This is a genomic window from Halomonas sp. H10-9-1 (genome assembly GCF_040147005.1).
Classification (GTDB): Bacteria; Pseudomonadota; Gammaproteobacteria; order Pseudomonadales; family Halomonadaceae; genus Halomonas.
Genome location: NZ_JAMSHO010000001.1, coordinates 473,493 through 498,621, shown reverse-complemented (window position 1 = coordinate 498,621; position 25,129 = coordinate 473,493). Strand labels below are relative to the sequence as shown.

Annotated in this window: 22 protein-coding genes and 3 tRNA genes; 3 read left to right on the top strand and 22 right to left on the bottom strand. The window is 67.4% G+C overall.

The annotated features are described in order from the left end of the window. Positions 1 to 81 precede the first annotated feature (81 nt). The 11 genes from zipA to ccmA form a co-directional block, all read right to left on the bottom strand. Complete coding sequence (zipA, locus tag NFH66_RS02275; protein WP_349608028.1) at positions 82 to 1,563, bottom strand: cell division protein ZipA; 1,482 nt, start codon at positions 1,561 to 1,563, stop codon at positions 82 to 84. 225 nt (positions 1,564 to 1,788) lie between these two features. After that, positions 1,789 to 5,280 (bottom strand): chromosome segregation protein SMC, encoded by a 3,492-nt coding sequence (gene smc / locus NFH66_RS02270; RefSeq protein WP_349608026.1) that lies wholly within the window; start codon positions 5,278 to 5,280, stop codon positions 1,789 to 1,791. A gap of 16 nt (positions 5,281 to 5,296) precedes the next feature. Continuing rightward, positions 5,297 to 6,538 carry a c-type cytochrome biogenesis protein CcmI gene (gene ccmI / locus NFH66_RS02265; protein WP_349608024.1) on the bottom strand — a complete coding sequence of 414 codons (1,242 nt, stop codon included), beginning with the start codon at positions 6,536 to 6,538 and terminating at the stop codon, positions 5,297 to 5,299. Further along, on the bottom strand, positions 6,535 to 7,017 hold the full coding sequence (locus tag NFH66_RS02260; RefSeq protein ID WP_349608022.1) for a cytochrome c-type biogenesis protein: 483 nt from the start codon (positions 7,015 to 7,017) through the stop codon (positions 6,535 to 6,537). Before NFH66_RS02260 ends, ccmI begins: the two co-directional genes overlap by 4 nt. Continuing rightward, on the bottom strand, positions 7,008 to 7,541 hold the full coding sequence (locus tag NFH66_RS02255; RefSeq protein WP_349608020.1) for a DsbE family thiol:disulfide interchange protein: 534 nt from the start codon (positions 7,539 to 7,541) through the stop codon (positions 7,008 to 7,010). The genes NFH66_RS02260 and NFH66_RS02255 overlap by 10 nt, the downstream gene beginning before the upstream one ends. Then, positions 7,538 to 9,544, bottom strand: coding sequence for a heme lyase CcmF/NrfE family subunit (locus NFH66_RS02250; protein ID WP_349608018.1), 2,007 nt, complete (start codon positions 9,542 to 9,544; stop codon positions 7,538 to 7,540). The genes NFH66_RS02255 and NFH66_RS02250 overlap by 4 nt, the downstream gene beginning before the upstream one ends. A 14-nt stretch (positions 9,545 to 9,558) precedes the next feature. Further along, positions 9,559 to 10,062, bottom strand: coding sequence for a cytochrome c maturation protein CcmE (gene ccmE, locus NFH66_RS02245; RefSeq protein ID WP_349608016.1), 504 nt, complete (start codon positions 10,060 to 10,062; stop codon positions 9,559 to 9,561). After that, a complete protein-coding gene (ccmD, locus tag NFH66_RS02240) occupies positions 10,052 to 10,270 on the bottom strand; it encodes a heme exporter protein CcmD (RefSeq protein WP_349608014.1) in 219 nt (72 codons plus the stop codon). Before ccmD ends, ccmE begins: the two co-directional genes overlap by 11 nt. After that, positions 10,270 to 11,010, bottom strand: a complete 741-nt coding sequence (locus tag NFH66_RS02235; RefSeq protein ID WP_349611628.1) for a heme ABC transporter permease — start codon at positions 11,008 to 11,010, stop codon at positions 10,270 to 10,272. Before NFH66_RS02235 ends, ccmD begins: the two co-directional genes overlap by 1 nt. Before the next feature lie 29 nt (positions 11,011 to 11,039). Next, a complete protein-coding gene (gene ccmB, locus NFH66_RS02230; protein ID WP_349611627.1) occupies positions 11,040 to 11,768 on the bottom strand; it encodes a heme exporter protein CcmB in 729 nt (242 codons plus the stop codon). 7 nt (positions 11,769 to 11,775) lie between these two features. Beyond that, a complete protein-coding gene (ccmA, locus tag NFH66_RS02225; protein WP_349608012.1) occupies positions 11,776 to 12,420 on the bottom strand; it encodes a cytochrome c biogenesis heme-transporting ATPase CcmA in 645 nt (214 codons plus the stop codon). A 189-nt stretch (positions 12,421 to 12,609) separates the two neighbouring features. Here ccmA and lexA point away from each other — a divergent pair, with 189 nt between their 5' ends. Together lexA and NFH66_RS02215 are read left to right on the top strand one after the other, a co-directional pair. Then, a complete protein-coding gene (gene lexA / locus NFH66_RS02220) occupies positions 12,610 to 13,092 on the top strand; it encodes a transcriptional repressor LexA (protein WP_349608010.1) in 483 nt (160 codons plus the stop codon). Continuing rightward, positions 13,092 to 13,712, top strand: coding sequence for an IMPACT family protein (locus NFH66_RS02215; protein ID WP_349608009.1), 621 nt, complete (start codon positions 13,092 to 13,094; stop codon positions 13,710 to 13,712). The genes lexA and NFH66_RS02215 overlap by 1 nt, the downstream gene beginning before the upstream one ends. A gap of 73 nt (positions 13,713 to 13,785) precedes the next feature. Here the strand turns inward: NFH66_RS02215 and NFH66_RS02210 are convergent, their stop codons facing one another. The 3 genes from NFH66_RS02210 to NFH66_RS02200 are packed head-to-tail and all read right to left on the bottom strand — an operon-like array spanning position 13,786 to position 17,226. Beyond that, complete coding sequence (locus NFH66_RS02210) at positions 13,786 to 15,108, bottom strand: sodium ion-translocating decarboxylase subunit beta (protein WP_349608007.1); 1,323 nt, start codon at positions 15,106 to 15,108, stop codon at positions 13,786 to 13,788. Positions 15,109 to 15,118: 10 nt separating this feature from the next. Further along, positions 15,119 to 16,927 carry a sodium-extruding oxaloacetate decarboxylase subunit alpha gene (gene oadA / locus NFH66_RS02205; protein WP_349608005.1) on the bottom strand — a complete coding sequence of 603 codons (1,809 nt, stop codon included), beginning with the start codon at positions 16,925 to 16,927 and terminating at the stop codon, positions 15,119 to 15,121. Between the two features lie 50 nt (positions 16,928 to 16,977). Then, positions 16,978 to 17,226, bottom strand: a complete 249-nt coding sequence (locus tag NFH66_RS02200) for an OadG family protein (RefSeq protein WP_349608003.1) — start codon at positions 17,224 to 17,226, stop codon at positions 16,978 to 16,980. 182 nt (positions 17,227 to 17,408) lie between these two features. Here NFH66_RS02200 and NFH66_RS02195 point away from each other — a divergent pair, with 182 nt between their 5' ends. Then, the gene (locus tag NFH66_RS02195) at positions 17,409 to 18,386 is read left to right on the top strand and encodes a tRNA dihydrouridine synthase (RefSeq protein ID WP_349608000.1); all 978 of its coding nucleotides are present in this window, start codon (positions 17,409 to 17,411) and stop codon (positions 18,384 to 18,386) included. Between the two features lie 141 nt (positions 18,387 to 18,527). On the opposite strand, the gene NFH66_RS02190 is transcribed toward NFH66_RS02195, so the two are convergent. The 8 genes from NFH66_RS02190 to recA all read right to left on the bottom strand — a co-directional run bounded on the left by NFH66_RS02190 (position 18,528) and on the right by recA (position 25,101). Then, a tRNA-Arg gene (locus tag NFH66_RS02190) sits at positions 18,528 to 18,604 on the bottom strand. 68 nt (positions 18,605 to 18,672) lie between these two features. Beyond that, a tRNA-Arg gene (locus tag NFH66_RS02185) sits at positions 18,673 to 18,749 on the bottom strand. Between the two features lie 21 nt (positions 18,750 to 18,770). Next, positions 18,771 to 18,863 (bottom strand) — tRNA-Ser (locus tag NFH66_RS02180). Positions 18,864 to 18,945: 82 nt separating this feature from the next. Then, the gene (gene csrA, locus NFH66_RS02175; protein WP_161430110.1) at positions 18,946 to 19,143 is read right to left on the bottom strand and encodes a carbon storage regulator CsrA; all 198 of its coding nucleotides are present in this window, start codon (positions 19,141 to 19,143) and stop codon (positions 18,946 to 18,948) included. 206 nt (positions 19,144 to 19,349) lie between these two features. Next, positions 19,350 to 20,603, bottom strand: coding sequence for an aspartate kinase (locus tag NFH66_RS02170; RefSeq protein ID WP_161430109.1), 1,254 nt, complete (start codon positions 20,601 to 20,603; stop codon positions 19,350 to 19,352). 105 nt (positions 20,604 to 20,708) lie between these two features. Next, a complete protein-coding gene (gene alaS / locus NFH66_RS02165; RefSeq protein ID WP_349607998.1) occupies positions 20,709 to 23,318 on the bottom strand; it encodes an alanine--tRNA ligase in 2,610 nt (869 codons plus the stop codon). A gap of 223 nt (positions 23,319 to 23,541) precedes the next feature. Continuing rightward, entirely contained in the window at positions 23,542 to 24,030 is a 489-nt protein-coding gene (locus tag NFH66_RS02160) for a regulatory protein RecX (RefSeq protein ID WP_349607996.1), read from the bottom strand. 3 nt (positions 24,031 to 24,033) lie between these two features. After that, positions 24,034 to 25,101, bottom strand: coding sequence for a recombinase RecA (recA, locus tag NFH66_RS02155; RefSeq protein WP_349607994.1), 1,068 nt, complete (start codon positions 25,099 to 25,101; stop codon positions 24,034 to 24,036). Between the last annotated feature and the right edge of the window lie 28 nt (positions 25,102 to 25,129).

Here is a 25,129-nt window from a genome sequence, read left to right as displayed (position 1 = left end):
GTATCAGAGGTCTCTGTTAAATGAATAACCCCCGTGAGGTTGCCCCACGGGGGTTATCTTCCAGCTTATAGCTTATAGCTATCAGTTCACCTGGTAGCGATGCAGCCGATTGCGGCGCACGAACTCCTGCACGCGCTGGCGGGCGAACTCGACCGTCTGGGCGGTCATCACGCTCTGGTGCTCGTCCTTCAGCTCACCACCCATATGCCGCACGATGACCATGGCGGTCTCGACCATCGCCTCGAAGGCGGCAGCGCAGTCCTCGGCGCCCGGCAGCGGCATCAGCAGGGTGATCCCCGGCGTGCGGAAATCATCGATCGCCTCGATGGGGAAGGTCCCGGGCTTGACCCCATTGACCATGGAGAACTGCAGACGGCTCTCGGGATCTTCGGTCTCGAAGCGGTGGAAGACGCCCATTTCGCGGTCATAGCGCAGGCCACAGGCCAGCATCAGATCGAGCAGAGCCGTGCCGGAGAAGCCCTCGTCATCCCGGGCCATCACCGAGATGACGATGATCTCCTCGGCCTCGCTGAGGGTCAGGCGGGCATGCTCCGCGCTCACGTCATGCCGCAGCGCCTTCTCGAGCACCGGATGGACGCGCACCTTGTCGCTGTGACGGGACGCCTCCAGGACGGCCTCCTCGGGGGCCTGCGTCGCGTTGGCCTCGGCGGACGCCGGGCGAGAGGGCGCGAAGAGCGGATCGCCGTCGTGCTCGTTGATGGCGACGTCGGCCTGCCGCCGACGCTCTGCCTCCTCGGCCGCCCGGCGCGCCTTCTCTTCCTCGCGACGCGCCTTCTCCAGGCGCTTATGTTCACGCCGCTCGGCCAGGCTCTTCTGCAGCGAAGCCCCGAAGCGCTGGACCGAGGCGCCCATGCGCTTCGAGCCGCTCTTCAGGGAGTCACCGACACCATCGAAGTCGACCAGGCGGTAGCGCTCGTCGTCGTCGACATCCTCGTGATCCCGGGGATCGGCGGCCAGTGGCTCGGCGCCGTTATCGACCGCCGGCTCCGCGGATGCGGCGACGGGCGGCACGCTCTCGTCGAGGCCGGCCAGGGTCGGCTCGCGACGCGCTTCCGTCTCGCTGTCATCATGCTGCCGTACGTCCGCCACGGGCTCGCTCTTGGCCGCGCCGCGCACAGCGTCATGTGACGCCGCCACTTCCGACCTGTCGGCCGACGGCATGGGGGCTGCATCGGTATCGGCGGCAACCCGAGCCGCCAGCGGCTCGGCGGCTACCGCCTCATGCACCTCCTGCCGGGGGGCGGAAGACTTCCAGCTGGAAAGCACACGCGATGGACCAGGATGCTCCTGGCGCTCGAGCTTGGGTTTGGGTTGCACACGGCTGTAATCGGCGGGCCTGACGACTCGCGCCCCTCCGTTGGGCAGTTCCCAGTTGATTTCGGCCTTGCGGGCCTCTTCGTCGGGGTCGGTGCCGTGGGCGTCTTCCGCCACCTCATCGAGGCGGGGAATACGTCGTTGACGCTGCAGGCGACGCACTCCATCCACCACGATGAGGGTCACCAGCGCCAACCCCAGGATGATCAGCCACTCTCTAAGTTCCATGGGTCGTCAGCCTTTCGCTAGGGCGCCATGCCAGATGGTTGTCCGTCACCAGCATAGCGCGATTGCCGAAAAAAGGGCCACTGTTTTTATTTGTCAAGCATCGGCGATTTTCCACGCCAAGCCGAACCTGCCCTTCGCAATCGCCCTTCGATGATCCCCCTGCTTCCATGCATTGCAACATGTGATGCTTCCTTGTTACCCCTTTTCGGGCTTTCATTCAAGCGTTCAGGCCTCGGCGAGTGCCGCGGCCTCTTCGACATCCACCGCCACCAGCCGCGAGACACCCGGCTCCTGCATCGTCACCCCCATCAACCTCTCGCCCGCTTCCATGGCGATCTTGTTGTGGGTGATGTAGATGAACTGAACGCTCTCGGACATCTCCTTCACCAGCCTGGCGTAGCGTCCCACATTGGCATCATCCAGAGGAGCGTCCACCTCGTCGAGCATGCAGAAGGGTGCCGGGTTGAGCTGGAAGATGGCGAATACCAGCGACAGGGCTGTCAGCGCCTTTTCGCCCCCCGACAGCAGATGAATGGTGCTGTTCTTCTTGCCCGGCGGTCGCGCCATGATGGCGACCCCGGTCTCCAGCAAATCGTCGCCGGTCAGCGTCAACCACGCGGTTCCACCACCGAAGACTCGCGGAAAAAGTGCCTGCAGACCCGTATTGACTCGCTCGAAGGTGTCCCGGAATCGACTGCGGGTTTCCTGGTCGATGCGGCGAATCGCCCGATCGAGTGTCTCCAGCGCCTCGCTCAGCTCGGCGTGCTGGGCCTCCAGGTAGTCACGGCGCTCGGCCTGTTGGTCGTACTCCTCGATGGCCGCCAGGTTGATGGCACCCAGGCGGCGGATACGCTCGCCGAGCTTCTCGAGGCGGGTCTGCCAGGCCGACTCGGTGGCGTTGGGGTCGAGCGACTCTCCCAGGGCCTGCTCGTCGTGGCCCAGCTCCCGCAGCTGTTCATCCTGGCCCTCGGCCTTGAGACGCAGCGCCTGGACCTGCATGCGCGACTCCTGCAGACGCTCGCGGATGCCCTCCAGCGCACGCTCGTGACCCTGGCGAGCCTGCTCGTCCTCGCGCAGTCGCTCGACCAGTTCCGCGGCCCGGGCACGCACCGCATTGAGGCTGCGCTCTTCGCGCTCGCGCCGGTCGAGGAGCTCCTCGAGGCGCTCGCGGCTCTCCTCCTGCGGCTCACGCAGCAGCTCGCGCTCCTCCTCGAGCTCCCCGAGACGGCCCTCCAGGCGCTCGTGTGCCTCGCCGGCGCGCCCCTGCTGCTCGGCGAGGCCGGCCCGCTCGGCGGCCAGGCGCTCCTGCTCCAGGGCCATGCGCTGCAACTGCTCCGCCAGCGGGCGCTGCTGGCCGCGCAGCTGGGCCAGCCGTTCACGGGCAGCCTGGCGCTCGCGCTCCAGGCGCTCACGGCGCTCGGCGCCCTCCTCCAGGCGCACCATGGCGGCTTGCCACTGCTCGCGCACCTCATCGATGGCCAGGCGCGCTTCCTCGCGAGACTCAGCGAGGCCGGCAAGCTCCTCGTTCAGCTCGGCGGCGCGCCCCTGCAGGTGCTCCAGCCGGCTGGCCAGGCCGCTGTCCTGAACGGCGAGCTGCTGGTGACGACGATCGAGGTCGCGCTCGACCTGCCGGCTCGCCTCGAGGTCCGTATCGGCACGCTCCGCCACCTCCTGGGCCGCGGCCAGGCTCGCCTCATGCGCAGCCAGGCGAGCCTCGACGCCGTCGAGCCGCTCGCGCACCTCGGCCTGGCGACGCCGGCTGACCAGCAGCGCGTCCGGTCCGTCGCCGCTGCCCCGCCGGCGCGCCCAGCCATGCCCCAGCCACAGGCCATCGGCGGTGATCAGGCTCTCGCCAGGCGCCAGTTCCTGGCGACGCGACCAGGCCTCATCGCGACTCTCCACGCAGCGCACCGCCGCCAGCCATTGGCCGGCGGCACCGGCGCCCGCCACCCGGGCGGCCAGGCTGTCGGGGGGCGCTACGGATTCGCTCGCCGCGACCAACCCCAGCTCCCCCGGCGAGGCCGCCAGGGCCTCGAGGCGACCGTCGAGGGGCACCACCCGCGCGCGCAGCCAGGGAGCCAGCACCCAGGAGACGACCTCTTCCCAGCCGGGGGTCACCGCCAGGCATTCACCGAGGCGCGGGGCCTCGGCGAGCCCGTGCTTGGCGAGATGGGTGTCCAGGGCCTCATCGTGGTCGGCCAGTCCCGCCTCGATCAACGCCTCGAGCGAGGCCAGCTCCCCGGCCAGTTCGCTGCGTGCCTGGCGCTCGTCCTCGCGACCGGCCTCGGCGCTGCGGACCGTCTCTCGGGCCGCCTCCCGGGACCGGGAAAGGGCATCCCGGCGATCCTCCAGAGCCTCGCGCTCGAGCTCGATCTCGGCCAGCCGTTCGGCGAGCTCGCCGCGCTGCGCGGTCAACTCCTGCAGGTCGGGCAACTCCTGCTGCTGATGGCGGCGCCGGGCGAGATCGGCATCGAGCCGCTCCAGGCGCGACTCCAGCTCGCGCAGGCGATCCTGGCTGCGCTCGGCTTCACGGCTGGTCGCGCGCCAGTGTTCGCTGAACGCCTCCCAGGCGGCGTCGGCCTCTTCCGCCTCGGGCTCGGCCTCTTCCAGGGTGGCCTCCAACTCCTCGAGACGCTCGGCGAGCGCTTCGCGCTCGGGCACCAGGGTCGCCAGGCGATCATCGAGGCCGACCAGGCGCTCCCCGTCGTCCTCGCCGAGACGCCGGAGATCGGCGAGCTCGCGGCGTGCCGTCTCGAGATCCCGGGCCAGTTGGGCATCGCGGGAGCGGCCATGCTCCAGGTCCTGCTCCAGGCGGGCGATGGCGATGGTGGTCTCGAAGAAGCGCGACTGCTCGGCATCGAGCTCGGTGGCCAGGCGGTCGTGGTCGGCGCGCGCCTCCTCCAGGCGGGTCTCGCACTGGCGTAGCCCGAGCACCTCGCGCTCCACCGCGGTCTCGAGCCCAGCGACGCGCCCCTCCTCCTCACCCTGAGTGGCACGCAGTGCACGGGCCCGCAGCAGGGCCAGCTCGCCCTTGACGCGGTGCTCATCGCTCTTGAGCTGCTGATAGCGGCGCGCCGCCTCCGCCTGGCGCCGCAGTCGCTCGAGCTGCTTGCCGAGCTCCTCGCGAATATCCTCCAGGCGCTCCAGGTTCTCCTGGGTACGCCGCATGCGGTTCTCGGTCTCGCGGCGCCGCTCCTTGTACTTGGAGATACCCGCGGCCTCCTCGAGGGTGGCACGCAGTTCGTCGGGGCGCGCCTCGATCAGCCGCGAGATCATGCCCTGGCCGATGATGGCGTAGGAGCGCGGGCCGAGCCCGGTTCCCAGGAAAAGGTCGGCGATATCACGGCGGCGGCACTTCTGGCCGTTGAAGAAGTAGCTGGATTGGCCGTCCCGGGTGACCTGGCGCTTGACCGCGATCTCGGCGTACTGGGCATACAGCCCGCCCATGGCACCGTCGCGGTTGTCGAAGCGCAGCTCGATGGCGGCCTGCCCCACCGGCTTGCGCCCGGTGGAGCCGTTGAAGATGACGTCGGCCATGGACTCGCCGCGCAGGGTCTTGGCCGACGACTCCCCCATCACCCAGCGCACGGCGTCGATGATGTTGGACTTGCCGCAGCCGTTGGGCCCGACGATGGCGGTCATGTTGCTGTCGAAGGGCACCGTCACCGGATCGACGAAGGACTTGAAACCTACCAGGCGTATCGAGGTCAGGCGCATCGGGCGTCCACAGCGTTCACTCGACCACGCTATCGATCACCACCTCGACCGGCTCGCCCGTGGTATCGCCCACGACCACGCTGCCGCGCTGGCCGTACATGTCGCCAGGCTGGGGCTGGGCCTGCCCGCTGGACGAGACCCGCACCACCAGGCGCGCCTGCTCCACCTGGGCGAGGCTGGCCTGGGGCGACATGGCGTGGCGGCCATCGAGCACCAGATCGGCAGGCAGGTCGCCTACCGTCAGGCGCGCCACCGCCAGCGGTGGCAATTCGCCATTCATGTCCCGGGCGACCACGAACACCGGTGTCCCGTCGTCGAGACGTCCGGCGAGCGCCTCGGCCAGGCTGACCCGGGCGCGGATGCCGGGCCCCTGGGGCGCCGCCATGTCGCCTTCGGGTGGCTGCCCCAGGCGCTGCTGGGCGATACGAATACCCTCGCGCAGGACCTCGCCGGAAGCGGGGTCGTTCATGCCGGCGATGGCCCGCCGCCAGTTGTCGATGGCCTCCTGGTAGGCGCCGCGGTCGAAGGCCTCGATGCCCAACAGGCCCAGCACCGTGGGTTCGCTGGAGTTCATCTCCAGGGTCTCGTCGACCAGCGACTGCACGCGCTCGGTCAGTCGACGGCCGGCGACGAAGAATTCGATCTGTGCCAGTTGCGCCAGCAGCGCGGGTTCGCGGCCCTCGAGTTCGATCAGTCGCTCCAGGGCATCGATGGCCTTGTCCCCTTGGCCGCCGTCACGATAGAGGGGAAACAGCATGCCCCACACGTTGGGGTTGTCCGGCTGGCGGGCGGCCTGCTCCTCGAGGCGCTCCAACAGCATCTGCGCCGATCCCTCCGGGTGGGCCATCACGTCCTCCTGCACGGCGAGCAGGGCCAGGTCGTCCTCGGCGCCCTCGCGCTGATACCAGAGCACGCTGGCCGCCACCAGCGCCAGCATCACCAGCGGCACCGCCAGGCGCCCGGAGGTGAAGGCCTTGAGCGGGGCACGCTTGAGACGCTCGGTATCCTCGAGCAGGCCGCGCTCGAGCGTCAGGCGGTCCTCTTCGAAACTGGCCCGATCGATATCACCCCGCTCGAAGGCGGCCTCCAGGGAGGCCAGGCGGCGCTGGTAGATGGCCACGTTCTGGTCCGCGGAGCGGTCGTTGATCTCATGGTCACGCTGGGCGTCGTGCACCGCGCGGGCTCGCTTGAGCGGTGCCACCAGCAGCCACAGGGCCGGCAGCAGCAGTAGGGCGAAGGCGATCCACAGCAGGGTCATTCGGTTCTCTCGCGTTTGATCAGGGCATCCAGGCGAGCACGCTCCTCGGCGGAGAGCTCCCTGTTGGAGGCATTGCGACGGGCGCGCACCAGCAGGCCAACCAGCACCAGGCCCAGCAGGCCCAGCACCGCGGGCAGCCCCCACAGCAGGTAGGTGCGCCCCTCGAGGCGCGGGTTATAGAGCACGTAGTCGCCGAAGCGCTCCACCATATGGTTGCGGATCTCGATATCCGCACGCCCGTCCAGCAACAGCTGGTAGACGCGGTCGCGCATGTCACCGGAGACCGGCGCGTCGGAGTCGTTGATCGCCTGGTTCTGGCAGGTCGGGCAACGCAGGGAGGCGGTGATGTCGTGGTAGCGCTTCTCGAGTACCGGGTCATCGAACTCGCGCACCTCGATGGCGGCGGCCTGGACCAGGCCGGCGATCAACAGCAGGGCGAGAGCCATGACCAGGCCTCGCGGACGTCGCATCAGCGCCATTGTTCCACCTCCGGAAGAATCGTCTCGCTGACATCGTTGGGCGCGATGTAGCCGGTGTGGTGGTAGCGAATCACTCCGTCACCATCCACCAGGAAGGTCTCCGGCGCGCCATACACGCCGAGCTCGAAGGCCAGCTCGTTGTCGGGGTCGAAGAGATTGACCTCGAAGGGGTCGCCGAACTCCTCCAGGAAGCCCAGCGCCTTCTCCCGGGTATCCTTCCAGCTGATACCGACCAGGCGGATGCCGTGTCGCTCGGCGAGATCGAGCAGCTGCGGCATCTCGCGCTTGCACTCGGGACACCACTCGCCCCAGACGTTGACCAGGGTCAGCTCGCCGGTGGTCAGCAGGTCACGGCCGACCCGCCGCTCGGGCTCCTTGAGGGTCGCCAGGTCGAACTCGGGGAACTCGCGCGCCATCAGGGCCGACTCGCGATGGAAGGGGTTCAGCGACAGGCCCTGATAGAGGAATACCGCCAGCGCCAGGAAACCGGCAAGCGGCAGCAGCAGGATCAACCGACGGTTCATGCGCTGACCTCCCGGCCCGCCGCGGAGGCTGTCCGACTCTCGGGGTCAGGCGCAGTGGCCAGGCGCCGGTAGCGCTTGTCGACCACCGCCAGCACCCCGCCGAAGGCCATCAACAGGCCACCCAGCCACAGCCAGCGCACGAAGGGCTTGTACTGCACCCGCAGCGCCCAGCTGCCGTCCCCCAGGTCTTCGCCCATGGCCACGTAGAGGTCTCGCAGGAAGCCGGGGCGCAGCGCCACCTGGGACATCGGCATGCGCGTCGCCAGGTAGAGACGCTTCTCGGGGTTCATGGTGAAGCTGCGGCCGCTGTCACCCTGCCGAACCGAGATGTTCGCCCGATCGGCCAGGAAGTTGGCCCCCTGGCGGCGGGATAGCTCGTTCATGGTGAAGGTGTAGCCCGCCACCTCGACGCTGTCGCCCGGTGCCATGCGCACGTTCTGCTCGATGCTGTAATTGGAGACCACCGCCACGCCGACGATGGTCACCGCCACGCCCAGGTGGCCGAGCTGCATGCCCCAGTAGGCCAGCGACAACTTCTTGAGCCCGGCACCCACGGAGCTGGCGTTGCGGGCCTTCTCGAACAGGTCGCGCACCATCGGCAGCACGATCCACAGCGCCGCGACCAGGCCCAGCGCCACCGCCGGGCTCCAGCGCTCGGCGAACAGCAGCGGCAGCGCTGCCCCCAGCACCACGGCACCCACGGCGGCCAGCCACAGCCGGCTGACCAGCAGGCTCACTGGCGTCTGCTTCCAGCGCGCCACCTGGCCGAGCCCCATGAACAGGGCGAGGAGCAGGGTGAGTGGCACGAACAACGCATTGAAGTAGGGAGGGCCAACGCTGATCTTGCCCAGATCCAGGGCATCGAGCAGCAGCGGGTAGACGGTGCCCATCAGCACGGTGATCGTCATGATCACCAGCAGGATGTTGTTGATCAGCAGCAGGGCATCGCGAGAGAGCCAGGTGAAGCCGACCTTGTGGCCGACCCGCGGCGCCCGCAACGCGAACACCAGCAGCGACAGGCCCACAGTGATGCCCAGCAGCATCAGGATGAACTGGCCGCGTGAGGGGTCGTTGGCGAAGGCATGCACCGAGGTGAGCACCCCGGAGCGCACCAGGAAGGTGCCCAGCAGCGACAGCGAGAAGGTAAAGATCGCCAGCAGCAGGGTCCAGCTCTTGAAGGCACCGCGCTTCTCGGTCACCGCCAGGGAGTGCATCAGCGCCGTGCCGGTCAGCCAGGGCAGCAGCGAGGCGTTCTCGACGGGGTCCCAGAACCACCAGCCGCCCCAGCCCAACTCGTAGTAGGCCCACCAGCTGCCCAGGGCGATACCCACGGTGAGGAAGGCCCAGGCCAGGTTGGTCCAGGGGCGCGCCCAGCGGGCCCAGGCCGCATCCAGACGACCGCCCAGCAGGGCGGCGATGGCGAAGGCGAAGACGACCGAGAAGCCCACATAGCCCATGTAGAGCATCGGCGGATGCATGATCAGGCCGATGTCCTGGAGCAGCGGGTTGAGGTCGGCACCGTCGCCCGGCACGTTGGGCAGCAGGCGCTCGAAGGGGTTGGAGGTGACCAGCACGAAGGCCAGGAAGCCCGTGCCCACCAGCCCCAGCACGCCCAGCACACGGGCCACCATGTCGCGGGGCAGCTCACCGGAGAAGCGCGAGGCGAAGTAGCCCCAGCCGGCCAGCAGCAGGCTCCAGAGCAGCACCGAGCCCTCATGGTTGCCCCACACGGCACTGACCTTGTAGTACCAGGGCAGCATGGAGTTGGAGTTGTTGGCCACGTTGGCAACGCTGAAGTCGTCCAGCATGTAGCTGGTCGTCAGGCAGGCGTAGGCGATGCCCACGAACAGCAACTGCCCGGCCGCCATGGGCCGGGCGTAGGCCATCCACAGCGGGCGGCGGGTGACCGCACCGGCCAGTGGCAGCACACCCTGCACGGCGGCCATCAGCATGGCGATCACCAGGGCGTAGTGGCCGATCTCGGGAATCATCAGGATCTGCATGGGTTCTCCGCTCGTTACTGGCTGGCGCCTTGCTGCTGGGCTTCCATCCGCTCAGCCACTTCGGCGGCCTTGGCCTGGTAGTCCTCCGGCGAGTAGCCGGCATCCTCCAGGGCCTGGGCCACCTCGGGAGGCATGTAGTTCTCGTCGTGGCGAGCCAGCACCTGGTCGGCACGCAGCCAGCCTTCGGACTGCAGCTCGCCGACCACCACCACGCCCTGCCCCTCGCGGAACAGGTCGGGGAGAATGCCGCTGTAGCGCACCTCGAGATCATCGACATAGTCGGTGACCACGAATGCCACATCGAGGCTCTCCGGATCGCGGGCCACGGTGCCCTCCTTGACCATGCCCCCGGCACGGATCTGGCGTTCGAAGGGAGCATCGCCGGCGGCGATCTGCACCGGGCTGAAGAACAGGTTGATGTTGCTGCGCAGGGCGTAGAGGGTCAGCCCCACGGCGATTGCCGCCAGCGCGATCAGCCCCAGGGACAGATAGAGCTTCTGCTTGCGTTTAGGCCTCATGGCGTTGTCCACCCGTGTGATGAGAAGTCTGGTGCGTCGTGGGCTGGCGGCGTTGGCGGCGCCGAAGCTGGCGCAGCAGCTGGCGGCGTTCCGCCCGGGCGTGCACCACGATGCTTATCAGCAGCGCACCGGTCACGCCCCAGCAGGCCCATACATAGGGGGCATGCCCCCCCATGGCGAGGAAGTCCTGGAAGGAGTCGAAGGCCATCAGTTCAGCTCCCCGGCAAGTTCGCGCACCCAGCGCTTGTTCGACTCGCGGCGCAGGATCTCGCTCCGCGTGCGCAGCAGGGTGACGGCGATGAAGAAACAGTAGAAGCCCAGCACCATGATCAGCAGCGGCGCCCACATCTCCATGGGCATGGCCGGTCGCGAGGTGACGCTGAAGGTGGCCGGCTGGTGCAGGGTGTACCACCAGTCCACCGAGTACTTGATGATGGGGATGTTGATCACCCCAACCATCGCCAGCACCGAGGCGGCCCGCGAGCCGCTGTCGCGGCTGGAAAAGGCGCCGCGCAGCGCGATCACGCCCAGATAGAGGAACAACAGGATCAGCATCGAGGTCAGGCGCGCATCCCACATCCACCAGGTCCCCCAGGTGGGTACGCCCCACACCGCCCCCGAGAACAGTGAAATGAAGGTCATGGTGGCCCCCAGTGGCGCCATCATCGCCGCGGCCATATCGGCGATCTTGATCTTCCAGACCATGAAGATCAGGCCCGCCACCGCCATGCTGACGAAGATCGACTGGGCCAGGAAGGCCGCCGGCACGTGCACGTAGATAATGCGAAAGCTGTTGCCCTGCTGATAGTCCGCCGGGGCGAAGGCCAGTCCCCAGACACTGCCCACCAGGATCAGGACCGCCGCCGCGCCCCAGAACCATGGCATCAAGCGTGCGCTGATATCGTAGAACCACTTGGGCGAGCCAAGCTTGTGAATGAAGGACCAGATCTTGCCCATTGGATCTCTCGCTTGAACGTTCAACCGTTGATGCTGATGCGCAACGCTGCCGCGATCGCCCAGGGGGCCAGCATCAGTGACACGGCCAGCAGCGCCCCCAGGATCGCCAGGTGCGCCGTGGCGCCATCGCCCATGATCGCGGCCTGCACCGCGCCGGCACCGAAGATCAGCACCGGGATATAAAGCGGCAGTACCAGCAGCGACAGCAGGACCCCGCCGCGTGACAGCCCCACGGTGAGCGCCGCACCGATGGCACCGATCAGGCTGAGGCTGGCGGTACCCAGCGCCAGGGAGAATGCCAGGATCAGGTAGCTGCCCGCCGGCAGCGCCAGCATGATGCCCAGCACCGGGGCCATCAGCGCCAGCGGCAGGCCGGTCAGCAGCCAGTGCACCGCCACCTTGGCCAGCCCCAGCATCGGCAGGGGCTGGGGGGTCAGCAACAGCTGCTCCAGGGAGCCATCCTCGTAGTCACCCCGAAACAGGCTGTCCAGGGAGAGCAGCGCCGCCAGCAGCGCCGCCACCCACAGCAGCCCGGGGGCGATGGTGGCCAGCAATTCCGGGTCCGGCGAGATGCCAATCGGGAACAGGGTGATCACCAGGGCAAAGAACACCAGGGGATTGAGCACCTCGCTACGCCGACGCATCAGCAGCGTCAGGTCGCGCTTCAGCGTCGCCCAGATTGCGACCGCCAGCCCGCCGCGAGGTTCCCCGGCAGCGGCCTGCCGGCCTTCGCCATCACTACCGCCCATGCGCGTGTCAACGCTCGGCATCTTGCCCTCCCCGGCCGAGACGGATATGCCGCAGCTCATCCGACGCCTTGAGTTCGTGGTGAGTCGTCACCAGCACACAGCCCCCCGCACGGGCGTGGGCCACCAGACGATCCTCCAGCGCGGCGACCCCGTCACGGTCGATGGCGGTAAAGGGTTCATCGAGCACCCACAGCGGCCGCGGCGTCAACTCCAGGCGAGCCAGCGCCACCCGGCGCTGCTGCCCGGCCGAAAGCTGCCCGGCCGGCACGTCCTCGAAGCCCGCCAGCCCTACCGATGCGAGTGCCGCCAGGCGCGCGGACTCCGCGGGTGGCTCGCCGGCCAGCGCCTGATACCAGGCCAGGTTCTCCAATGGCGTCAGCGCCGCCTTGACCCCGGGTGAGTGGCCCAGATAGAGCAGGTTCTCGAGGAAGGCCTGGCGCGCCCGGCGCATCGGCTGCTCGTTCCAGAACAGCTCGCCGTGGTAGTCGGCGAGCTGTCCGGAGAGGATCTTGAGCAGGGTGGTCTTGCCGCTGCCATTGGGGCCTTCGACGCGCACGATCTCACCGCCGCGGATATCCAGGTCGAGTTCCTCGAATAGCCACCGATCATCCCGTTCACAGGCCAGCTTTCGGGCTTGCAGGCGCAGGGTCAAGACACACTCCGACATGGGGTAATTTGGCTCGAGACTCTACACGGAAAGGCCTTCTCCCGCCAGAGAAGCGCAGCGCGTCAGAGGGTCGCGGTTGACGTGTATCAAGCACACCGTCGATTGGTCGCCTTGCCAGATCCGGCGCCCCTGCTATGCTTCCATGGCACTGTATGTTTCAACAGGAAATATCTCATGCTTGAGGCCACCACGCGGTTTCTGATCCGTCGCCCCAACCTGCGTCTCGCCGAGGCCTGGGCGCCCTGCCCCATGCCCGGCGATGCGCAGGACATGGTCGGGGTTCCGCTGCTGGGCAGCGTCTCGGCAGGGATGCCCATCGAAGCCTGCCCCAGCGTCAGCCATATCCGCGTCCCCCGGCGCATGGTGCGTCGCAACACCTATGCCTTGCGCGTGCGGGGCGACTCCATGATCGATTGCAACATCTTCGATGGAGATGTGATCATCATCGAACAGTGCGAGAGCGCCGAGAACGGCGAGACCGCAGTGGTGATGATCAACAACCGGGAGGTCACCCTGAAGAAGCTCTACATCGAGAAGTCCGGCGTACGCCTGCAACCCGCCAACCAGCAGATGGCGCCCATCTTCCTCAAGAACAGCGACATCCAGGTATTGGGCATGGTGATGGGCGTGGTGCGCCAGGGCGAGCTGGCCGCCTGATGCGCTACCCGGTACCCGACCTGCCGCCGGGAGAGTGGCGAGAAACCGAGACCGACGTCGAACGCAGCCGCTTCATTGCCTGGCTCTGCCATGCCCCCGACGTGGCCGCCTTCGAGGCACTGCTGTCGGCCGCCCGCGAGCGCCACCCCGGCGCCAGCCACCACTGCAGCGCCTTCATCGCCGGGCCGCCCGGCGAGCAGGCGGCCATTGGCTTCTCCGACGACGGCGAGCCCGGCGGCACTGCCGGTCGCCCCATGTTCCAGGTGCTGGAAGGCTCCGGGCTCGGCCAGGTGGGCTGCGTGGTGACCCGCTACTTCGGCGGCACCAAGCTCGGCACCGGCGGCCTCGCCCGCGCCTACGCCCAGGCGGTCTCCCGGGCGCTGGAGGGCCTTCCGCGGCGCGAGGTCATCGAGCGCATCATGCTGCACCTGCGCCTCGACTTCGCCGGCGAGGCGGAGGCGCGCGCCTGGCTCACCGAGCGCCATGTCCCGGTGGACGCGGCCAACTACGACGCCGACGGCGTCAGGCTCACCGTCGGCTGGCCAAGCGACACCGAGGTCGACCTGACCGCCCTGGCATCGCGGCTGCGCGGCAACCTCGAGGTCATCGAGGAAGAGTAGCGAGCCCCCGGAAACGCAAGAGGCGCCCATGGGCGCCTCTTGTGTGGATGGCGGGCGGCAGGCTCGCCACGGTTCAGCCGAGGTACTTGATCATCACCCCGGCGGCCACCGCCGAGCCGATCACCCCGGCCACGTTGGGGCCCATGGCGTGCATCAGCAGGAAGTTGTGCGGATTGGCCTCCAGCCCCACCTTGTTGGAGACCCTGGCCGCCATCGGCACCGCCGAGACCCCCGCCGAGCCGATCAGCGGATTGATCGGAATCTGGCTCACCACGTTGATCAACTTGGCCATCAGCACCCCGGCCGCGGTGCCGATGCCGAAGGCCACGATGCCCAGCGCCAGGATCCCCAGGGTCTCCACGGCCAGGAAGCTATCGGCCATCAGCTTGGATCCCACCGAGAGCCCCAGGATGATGGTGACGATATTGATCAGCGCATTCTGTGCCGTATCGCTCAGCCGCTCGACCACCCCGCACTCGCGCATCAGGTTGCCGAAGCAGAACATCCCCAGCAGCGGCGCGGCATCTGGCAGGAAGAAGGCCACCAGCAGCAGGATGGCGATGGGGAAGACGATCTTCTCGCGCTTCGACACCGGCCGCAGCTGGGTCATGGTGATCTCGCGCTCCTTCTGGCTGGTCAGGAGCCTCATGATCGGCGGCTGGATCAGCGGCACCAACGCCATGTAGGCGTAGGCGGCCACGGCGATCGCCCCCAGCAGCTCGGGTGCCAGCACGCTCGACACGTAGATCGAAGTGGGACCGTCGGCACCGCCGATGATGCCGATGGCGGCGGCCTGGTTGAGCGAGAAGTCCATCACCCCCAGCGCGGAGAGACCCACCGCACCGAACAGCGTCGCGAAGATGCCGAACTGCGCGGCCGCCCCCAGGAACAGCGTGCGCGGATTGGCCAGCAGCGGCCCGAAGTCGGTCATCGCCCCCACCCCCATGAAGATGATCAGCGGGGCGATACCGGAGGCGATAGCGACCCTGTAGAAACTGTAGAGCATGCCGTCGCCATAGCCGACGCCCACCGCGATATCGCGCGCGGCGCGCAGCTCATCCGGCGCGGCTCCGTCGTGGGCCACGCCCTTGAGCGCCTCGCGCCACGCCTCGGCATTCATCAGGGGGTCGAGGGTCACGCCCAGGGCCGCGCCGAGTTGCTGCAGCACCGCCGGCTTGGCCACCTCGATGGCCTGGTCCAGCGCCGACAGCGCCAGGCCCGCCTCGGGGATATTGGCCAGGATACCGCCGAAGCCGATGGGCACCAGCAGCAGCGGCTCGAACTTCTTGGCGATGGCCAGATAGAGCAGCAACATGCCGACCAGGATCATCACGGCCTGGCCCGGCGTCAGGTTATAGATCCCCGAGCCGTACCAGAGTGTCAGTAGTTTCTCCATGACGGGGCCCTTAGAGCTCGATCAGCACGTCACCGACGGCGACGCTGTCGCCCTCGCTGACGTTGACAGAAGTGACGGTACCGGCGCTTGCGGCACGCACCTCGGTCTCCATCTTCATCGCCTCGAGGATGATCACCACGTCCCCCTCGGCGACGCGGTCCCCCTCGCGCACGTTGACCTTGAAGATGTTGCCGGCCAGCGGTGCGCTGATCGCCTCGCCGCTGGGGGCGGCGGGGGCGCTGTCGGCCTCACCGCTCTCGGCAACCTGGCCGATTTCACCGCCCTCGGCGACCTCCACCACGTAGGCCTTGCCGTTGACCTTGACGGTATAGGTCTCGGGGCCAGCCGGCGCCGTGCCCTGAGTCGCCGGTGCCCTGGCCTCTGCTTTCGCGGGCAGGCTGGCGCCGGCCTCGGGCGCCTGGGGCGCCGGCTCGAAGGCGTCGGGGTTGTCGCGGTTGTTGAGGAACTTCAGGCCGATCTGCGGGAAGAGCGCATAGGTGAGCACGTCGTCGATCTCGCGCTCCCCCTCGGCCAGGCGGATGCCGTCGGCCTTGGCCTTCTTCTTGAGCTCGGCGGTCAGCCGCTCCATCTCGGGGCTGAGGTTGTCGGCCGGACGGCAGGTGATCGGCTCGCCCCCCTCCAGCACGCGCGCCTGCAACTCCTTGTTGAACGGTGCCGGGGCGGCACCGTACTCGCCCTTGAGCAGCGCCTGGACCTCCTTGGAGATCGACGTGTAGCGGCTACCCATCATCACGTTCATCACCGCCTGGGTGCCGACGATCTGCGAGGTCGGGGTGACCAGCGGGATAAAGCCCAGATCTTCCCGTACATTGGGAATTTCTTTAAGCACGTCGTCGAGCTTGTCGCCGGCGCCCTGCTCCTTGAGCTGGCCCTCCATGTTGGTGAGCATGCCGCCCGGCACCTGGGCAATCAGGATGCGCGAGTCGATGCCCTTCAGCGAGCCCTCGAAGGCGGCATACTTCTTGCGCACCTCGCGGAAGTAGGCGGCGATCTCCTCGAGCAGCTCGAGGTCGAGGCCGGTATCGCGCTCGGTGCCCTGGAGGATGGCCACCACCGACTCGGTGGGGCTGTGGCCATAGGTCATGGACATCGAGGAGATGGCGGTGTCGACGTTGTCGATGCCCGCCTCGGCGGCCTTGAGGGCGGTGGCGGTGGACAGGCCGGTAGTGGCGTGGCACTGCATGTGGATGGGGATATCCACGGCCTTCTTGAGCCTGGAGACCAGTTCATAGGCGTCGTAGGGCTTGAGCAGGCCGGCCATATCCTTGATGCAGAGCGAGTCGGCACCCATGGCAGCGATGGTCTTGCCGAGCTCGACCCAGCCATCCAGGGTATGCACCGGGCTCACGGTATAGGAGAGCGTGCCCTGGGCATGCCCCTCGACCTTGCGCACCGCCTGGATGGCGCGCTCCAGGTTACGCGGGTCGTTCATGGCATCGAAGACGCGGAAGACATCGACACCGTTGGTCTTCGCCCGCTCCACGAAGCGGTCCACCACATCGTCGGCGTAGTGACGGTAGCCGAGCAGGTTCTGGCCGCGCAGCAGCATCTGCTGGGGGGTGTTGGGCATGGCGGCCTTCAACGCCCGTATCCGCTCCCACGGATCCTCGCCGAGGTAGCGGATACAGGCGTCGAAGGTGGCCCCGCCCCAGGACTCCAGCGACCAGAAGCCGACGCGGTCGAGCTTCTCGGCGATGGGCAGCATGTCGTCGAGGCGCATGCGGGTGGCGAACAGCGACTGGTGGGCGTCACGCAGGACCACATCGGTGATGCCCAGCGGGCGAGCGTTGTCAGTCATGGGTTTGACCTTGAGGTAGTGGATGTAGGGAGAAGGGAGGCAGGCGGGGTTCAGCGGCGGTGTCGGCGGCGATAGTGATGCACCGCGGCACTGATGGCCACCATGACGTCATCGTCCTGGGGAGCGGCACCACGACCGCGTGCCGGCACCGGAGGCGCCACGGGCTCCGGGAAGAAGCGACCGATGATCTTGGACATCAGGGTGGTGACGATGACTAGCAAGGTAAGAAAAACAAAAACAAAGCCCATGCCAAGGGCCATCAGGGAGATCCCCTCTTCCAGCAGCTGCATGTCCTGCATCGCGCGCCTCTCCTGTTGAACATGTACCTCCATGCGCCTCAACGGTGCGAGACATGGCGGCTTGCGCAAAATTTTCGATGCTATAACCTGCCACACTCTGATCAGATTGCAATGGTGCTGTGGTGGAAGTCGGCGTTGTTAATTTACTACAAGATGTACCGGGCAGGGTCGGCCTGGCCCCCATGGAGGGCGTTATCGACGCCCACACCCGGGACCTGCTGACCCGGCAGCCGGGCTTCGACTGGGCGGTCACCGAGTTCGTCCGCGTGGTAGATGCCCGACTGCCACCGCGCGTCTTCCACAAGCACTGCCCCGAGCTCCAGGGCGCTCGCATGACGACTCCGGCCGGCGTACCGGTTCAGCTACAGCTTCTCGGCTCCGATCCCGAGGCCCTGGCGGCCAACGCCGCCCAGGCACTGCGCCTAGGCGCCACCGGTGTCGATCTCAACTTCGGCTGCCCGGCCAAGCTGGTCAACCGCCACGATGGCGGCGCCTCGCTGCTGCGCGACCCGCGGCGCGTGCATGCCGTGGTCGCTGCCGTGCATGAGACGGTGGGGCAACACATTCCAGTGACCGCCAAGATCCGCCTGGGCTTCGCCGATCGACGCCTGGCACTGGCCTGTGGGCGCGCTGCCCAGGCAGGGGGTGCCCGCCACCTGGTGGTGCATGGCCGCACCCGGGAAGAGGGCTACCGCCCACCGGCCCACTGGGAGTGGATCGGCCGCATTCGACGCGACCTGACCATCCCGGTGATCGCCAACGGCGACATCTGGACCCTCGAGGACTACTGGAAGGCCCGCACCCTCTCCGGCTGCCGCGATGTCATGCTCGGCCGCGGGGCGCTGGCCGACCCCTGGCTGGCGGCGCGCATCCGCCACTGGCAGCACAGCGGCGAGCGACTGCCGCCCACGCCCTGGGCGGCACGGGCGGCGATCCTTGCCGAATTCGCCAGCCTGCAGCGCCGAGCGCTGCCCGAACGCGTCGTCACCTCCCTGGTCAAGCAGTGGCTCAACCATATGCGCCAGGCAGACGCCGAGGCGGCCCGGCGCTTCCAGCGCCTCAAGCGCATCACCGCGCTGGATGAGCTGCTGGCAGGCCTCCGAGCCGACACCCCGGCGACCGAGCCCCTTCAGGCGCCGGTCAGCGCGGCAGCCATATAAAAAAGAGGCGCACGTCGCAATGCAACGGCGCCCCAAACGATCGCGGATCCGGGGCCCATCCTGGGCGCGACCGGTCCGGCTAGCGAGAAAACATCAAAATAAAACAGAAGACCCGCCCTCGGGTGAGGACGGGTCAAGATCTGGCGCGCCCGGGAGGATTCGAACCTCCGACCCCCTGATTCGTAGTCAGGTACTCTATCCAGCTGAGCTACGGGCGCAATGTGCGGTGTTGTCATGGTGACCGCCATCACCTGCTGCGCTTGATCAGCTACCGCGCGTGTAACGCTGGCGCGCCCGGGAGGATTCGAACCTCCGACCCCCTGATTCGTAGTCAGGTACTCTATCCAGCTGAGCTACGGGCGCTGATGCTTCACGATGTCGCCGTGGCGGAGAGGGAGGGATTCGAACCCTCGAAGAGGCTATAAACCCCTTACTCCCTTAGCAGGGGAGCGCCTTCAGCCACTCGGCCACCTCTCCCTAACGACACGGCGCATATCTTACCGTTTCCGAAGGGGTTTGTCCAGCGCCCCCACGGCTTTTTTGTCTGCAGTCCTGACCGCTACTCTTCGTGACCAGAACCTTCCTCGTCACTCTTCTCGCGCTGAATGCGCTGATAGATCTCCTCGCGATGAACTGCCACATCCTTCGGCGCATTCACCCCGATACGGACCTGGTTGCCTTTTACGCCCAGCACCGTCACGGTGATGTCGTCACCTATCATCAGGGTCTCGCCGACACGGCGGGTCAGGATGAGCATGGCTGATCTCCTTCTCAGACTTGTTCTCTGGCTGGCAACGGGATGTTGGCCGGCAGTACCACGCCGCCTCAGTATGTGGCAGAACGTCCTCCGTGACCAACACGGCGGCCCATCAAACACGGGCCGCCCGTTGAAGGGAAGCCCCGCCGCAGGACGCGGCGGGCCTTTCTACCAGCGTAGAAGGTAATCTGCCGCCACGGGTCGGCTTATTCCTCGCTCTCGATATCGGCCTTGTCGAGGCCGAAGGCCTTGTGCAGGGCGCGCACGGCCAGCTCCATCTGCTTCTCATCGATCACCACCGAGATCTTGATTTCGGAGGTGGAGACCATGCGGATGTTGATGTTCTCCTCGGAGAGCACGCGGAACATCTTCGAGGCCACCCCAGCGTGGGAGCGCATGCCGACGCCCACCAGCGAGACCTTGGCGATGTTGTCATCACCCTTGACCTCACCCTCGCCCAGGTCCGGCAGCACCTGCTCGTTGAGGATCTTGAGGGTCTGCTTGTAGTCACCCTTGGCCACGGTGAAGGTGAAGTCGGTGTAGTCGCCGGCCGGCGCCACGTTCTGCACGATCATGTCGACTTCGATGTTGGCGTCGGCGATGGGGCCGAGGATGCGCGAGGCCACGCCCGGCACGTCGGGGGTATTGAGCAGGGTCAGCTTGGCCTCGTTGGCGGTGAAGGCGATACCGGAGATCAGCGGTTCTTCCATGGTGTCCTCGTCTTGGTCAGAGTCTGCAACGATCAGGGTGCCGGGGCCGTCCTCGAAGCTGGACAGCACGCGCAGCGGCACATTGTACTTGCCGGCGAATTCGACGGCGCGAATCTGCAGCACCTTGGAGCCCAGGCTGGCCAGCTCCAGCATCTCCTCGACGGTGATGCTCTCGAGGCGCTGGGCCTTGCTGCACACCCGGGGATCGGTGGTGTAGACGCCATCGACGTCGGTATAGATCTGGCACTCGTCGGCCTTCAGCGCCGCAGCCAGGGCCACGCCAGTGGTATCGGAGCCGCCGCGACCGAGGGTAGTGATATTTCCCTCCTCGTCGACCCCCTGGAAACCAGCGACCACCACCACCTGGCCGTCGTCCAGGTCGGACTGCAGCTCATCGGTCTCGATACGCTGGATGCGCGCCTTGGTGTGGGCACTGTCGGTCTGGATGCCCACCTGGGAGCCGGTATAGGAGGTCGCCGGCACGCCCAGCTTGTGCAGCGCCATGGCCAGCAGCGAGATCGTCACCTGCTCGCCGGTGGAGACCAGCATGTCCATCTCGCGCGGGGTCGGCTCATCGTTGATCTCGTTGGCCATGCCGATCAGTCGGTTGGTCTCGCCGCTCATGGCGGAGACTACCACGACGACCTGGTGGCCATTGTCGCGGAAGCCCTTGACCTTCTCGGCCACGGCCTTGATGCGCTCCACGGAGCCCACCGAAGTGCCGCCGAACTTCTGTACGTATAGTGCCATCGGTGAAATTTCCCCTCGTATGTCGGGCAGCTAGGCCCGGGTGAGTGAAAGGTGTCTCTACAAGCAGGGCCGGCGCCTCGCGGCTACCGGCCCCCTCGAATCCTGCTAAAGGCGCTCCTCGACCCAGGCGGCAACGCCCTCCAGGGCCGCCGGCAGGGCTGCCACGTCGCTGCCGCCGGCCTGGGCCATGTCGGCGCGACCGCCACCCTTACCGCCTACCCGGCCGGCCACGTGATTGACCAGCTCGCCGGCCTTGACGCGCGAGGTGAGGTCATCGGTGACGCCGGCGATCAGGCTGACCTTGCCGGCCGCCTCGTCGCCCACGCCCAGCACGATGATGCCGGAACCCAGCTTGTTCTTGAGCTGGTCGAGCATGCCGCGCAGCTCCTTGCCAGAGACGCCCTCCAGCGACCTGGCCAGCACCTTGACCCCCTTGATCTCGCGAGCCTCGGCGACCAGGTCGCTGCCGGCCGCGCTGGCCAGCTTGGCCTTGAGCCGCTCGAGCTCCTTCTCCAGGGTGCGGTTGCGCTCCACCAGCGACTCCACGCGCTCCTCGACCTGCTCGGGCTTGGCCTTCAAGCGCTCGCCGACACGGTTGAGCCTGGCCTCCTGCTCATGGAACCAGGCCAGCGCGCCTTCGCCGGTGATCGCCTCGATGCGGCGCACGCCGGAGGCGATGCCCTGCTCGCTGACGATATGGAAGCAGCCGATATCGCCGCTGCGCGCCACATGGGTGCCGCCGCACAGCTCGATGGAGAAGTCGTCGGCACCGATGGTCAGCACCCGCACGCTGTCGGCGTACTTGGCCTCGAAGAGCGCCGCCGCCCCCTTGGCCTTGGCCTCATCCAGGGTCATCTGCTCGATGTGGGTCGGTGCATTGGCCAGGACCTGCTCGTTGACCAGGCGCTCCACCTCGGCGAGCTGCTCGGCGGTCATCGGCTCGAAGTGGCTGAAGTCGAAGCGCAGCCGCTCCGGGGTCACCAGGGAACCCTTCTGGGCCACATGGTCACCCAGCACCAGGCGCAGCGCCTTGTGCATCAGGTGGGTGGCGGAGTGGTTGCGCACCGTGGCGGCGCGCAGGCCGGCATCCACCTGGGGACGCACCGCGTCGCCCAGCGCCAGCTCACCCTCGAGCAGCACGCCGTGGTGCAGGTGGTGGCCGCCCTGCTTCTGGGTCTCCTCCACCAGGAAGCGGCCACCGCCATCGAGATGCAGGTAGCCGGTGTCGCCCACCTGGCCGCCGGACTCGCCGTAGAAGGGGGTCCGGTCGAGCACCACCACAGCCTTGTGCTCCGGCACGAGCCGTTCCAGGGCGTTGCCCTCGCAGTCGGCCAGGGCAGTGACGGTGGCGCGATCCTCGAGGCGCTCGTAACCGGTGAAGTCGGTCTCGCCTTCCAGCTCCAGGGCGGCGCCGTAGTCGGCACCGAACTGGCTCGCCGCTCGGGCGCGTTCGCGCTGGGCCTCCAGCGCGCGCTCGAAGCCGATCTCGTCGAGGGTCACGCCGCGCTCGCGGCAGACGTCGGCCGTCAGGTCGAAGGGGAAGCCGTAGGTGTCGTAGAGCTTGAACACCGTCTCGCCGGGCAGCACCTCGCCGTCGAGGGCGGCCAGGGCCTCCTCGAGCAGGCCCATGCCGTGCTCCAGGGTGCGGGCGAACTGCTCCTCCTCCTTGAGCAGCACGCGCTCGATCTGGTGGCGCGCCTGGCGAAGCTCGGGATAGGCATCGCCCATCTCGGCGTCCAGCGCCCCCACCAGCTTGTGGAAGAAGTTGCCCTGGGCGCCCAGCTTGTGGCCGTGGCGGATGGCACGACGGATGATTCGGCGCAGCACATAGCCGCGCCCCTCGTTGGAGGGCAGCACACCATCGGCGACCAGGAAGGCGCAGGAGCGGATATGGTCGGCGATCACCCGCAGCGAGGGTGCGCGGGTATCGGCGTGGCCGGTATGGCGCGCCGCCGACTCCAGCAGGTTCTGGAACAGGTCGATCTCGTAGTTGGAGTGCACGCCCTGCATCACCGCGGCGATGCGCTCCAGCCCCATGCCGGTATCGATGGAGGGCTTGGGCAGCGGATGCATGGTGCCCTCGGCGTCACGGTCGAACTGCATGAACACCAGGTTCCAGATCTCGATGTAGCGGTCGCCGTCTTCCTCGGGGCTCCCGGGCGGGCCACCCCACACCTCGGGACCGTGGTCATAGAAAATCTCGGAACTCGGCCCGCAGGGTCCGGTGTCGCCCATCTGCCAGAAGTTGTCCTCGTCGAGCTTCGAGAAGCGCTCGGGGTCGATGCCGACCTCCTCCTTCCAGATGCGCTCGGCCTCGTCGTCGCTGACATGCACGGTGACCCACAGCTTCTCCTTCGGCAGCCCCAGGGTGCCGGTGAGGAACTCCCAGGCGAAGCGGATGGCATCGCGCTTGAAGTAGTCGCCGAAGCTGAAGTTGCCCAGCATCTCGAAGAAGGTGTGGTGACGCGCGGTATAGCCGACGTTGTCGAGGTCGTTGTGCTTGCCCCCGGCGCGCACGCAGCGCTGGGCCGAGGTGGCACGCACATAGGGGCGCGGGTCGCGGCCCAGGAAGACATCCTTGAAGGGCACCATGCCCGCGTTGGTGAACAGCAGGGTCGGGTCGTTGCCGGGAACCAGGGAGCTGGAGGGCACGACGGTGTGGCCGTGCTCCTCGAAGTAACTCAGAAAGGCCTGTCTGATGTCTGCGCTTTTCATGGGGTATCCGTGGCGATGAACGGGGTGACCCGGCGGGCGACGCTGGCTCGATACGGGCGCCACGAGGCGCGTGAACATGGCGCATCGCGGCGCCGCGGGGGGCCACCCGGGGCGTTCGCAAAGGGAGATATTATAGCGCAGTTGTCAAGGGACTGAAGGGGGGGGCTTGCCCCCAGCGCCCCTTGGTTTCTGGAACTACGATGGCCCTGGGGACGGGCCCGGACTAGGGCGCGGCGGAGAGATCATCCCAGGCGTGAGCCAGGGCGTGGCGCACCTGGTCGAAGTCGAAGCCGCGCCCGGCCAGAAAGCGCTCGCGGCGGGCGCGCTCGCGGGGAGTGTCGCCGGGAGCCGTGAAGCGACGCACGAGCGCTGCACAGGCCAGAGCGTACCAGTCGGCCTCGCCGGCCTGCTCACTCGCGACGAAGGCCTCATGGACCGTCTCACGGCCGAGGCCGCGCCGCTCCATCTCCAGGCGAATTCTCACGGGCCCCTGGCCGCGGAAGATTCGCGAACGCAGGAAGCTTTCGGCGAAGCGGGCGTCGGATTGCAGCCCCCGCTCGGCGAGGTCGTCGAGACACCCGGCGATGCTGTCGGCCGCATGCCCCTTCGCCGCCAGGCGCTCGACCAGTTCGGCGCGCGAGTACTCGCGCCGGGCCAGCAACCGGACGGCATCATCGCGGGGCGTGGAATCACTCGGAGTCCGCTCGAGCATGGCCTACAGCAGGTCGTCGCCCTGCTCGCCACCGGCCGGCAGCACGGCCTCCTCGACCTCCTCCTTCTTGGGCTCCACCGGCGCGAGCAGCTGCGCGCGAATCTGGCTCTCGATCTCCTCCATCACCGCCGGGTTGTCCTCGAGGAACTGCGCGGCGTTGGCCTTGCCCTGGCCGATCTTGTTGCCCTGGTAGCTGTACCAGGCACCGGCCTTGTCGATCAGCTTGCACTGCACACCCAGGTCGACCACCTCGCCCGCATGGTAGATCCCCTTGCCGTAGAGGATCTGGAATTCGGCCTGGCGGAACGGCGGTGCGACCTTGTTCTTGACCACCTTGACGCGGGTCTCGTTGCCGGTCACCTCGTCGCCCTGCTTCACCGAGCCGGTGCGGCGGATATCCAGGCGCACGCTGGAGTAGAACTTCAGGGCGTTGCCACCGGTGGTGGTCTCGGGGCTGCCGAACATCACACCGATCTTCATGCGGATCTGGTTGATGAAGACCACCATGCAGTTGGCGTTCTTGATGTTGCCGGTGATCTTGCGCAGGGCCTGGGACATCAGGCGCGCCTGCAGGCCGACGTGGGAGTCGCCCATCTCGCCCTCGATCTCGGCACGCGGGGTCAACGCCGCCACCGAGTCGATGATGATCACGTCGACGCCGCCAGAACGCACCAGCATGTCGCAGATCTCCAGGGCCTGCTCGCCGGTGTCGGGCTGGGAGACCAGCAGGTCGTCCAGGTTGACGCCGAGCTTCTCGGCATAGCTCGGGTCCAGGGCGTGCTCGGCGTCGATGAAGGCACAGGTCTTGCCCTGCTTCTGGGCCTGGGCGATCACCGACAGGGTCAGGGTGGTCTTGCCCGAGGACTCGGGGCCGAAGATCTCGACCACCCGGCCCAGCGGCAGGCCACCGATGCCCAGCGCGATATCCAGGCCCAGCGAGCCGGTTGAGACCGAGGGCATCACCACGCGCGGAGCGTCGCCCAGGCGCATCACGGTGCCCTTGCCGAACTGGCGGTCGATCTGGGAAAGGGCGGCTTCCAGCGCCTTGGAACGGTTGTCTACCTGAGCCATCACGGGCCTCCTCAATCTGAGTCTCTAT